General features: G+C 61.8%; 1 protein-coding gene. It reads right to left on the bottom strand.

The genetic code is table 11. The annotated features are described in order from the left end of the window. Positions 1 to 228: hypothetical protein (locus SB765_RS34675; protein ID WP_410933161.1), on the bottom strand; the 228-nt coding region annotated here is incomplete at both ends.

Below are 228 nucleotides of genomic sequence, written 5' to 3'. Positions count from 1 at the left end.
ATTGGCGCAGCTTCATCCAGCACCATGGGTGCTGACTCGTGCGGCGCTGCCGCGGTGGCTTCCGCCTCACGCTGCTGCCCGGCCACCGTTTCGGTGATAACGACAGTCTCTTCCGCTTGCGCTTCAGCCTGGCTTAATGCCGGGGCGTCCTGTTCTGCCTGCTGCTCTGCGGGTTCTGCGACCTCTTGTGTCTGCTCCTCCGCTACAGGTTGTTTCTCTTCCTCTTTG

This window comes from Pseudomonas sp. SIMBA_067 (genome assembly GCF_046534675.1).
Classification (GTDB): domain Bacteria; phylum Pseudomonadota; class Gammaproteobacteria; order Pseudomonadales; family Pseudomonadaceae; genus Aquipseudomonas; species Aquipseudomonas putida.
The sequence above is the reverse complement of the archived record's forward strand: the minus strand, read 5'-3'. Positions and strand labels throughout refer to the sequence as shown.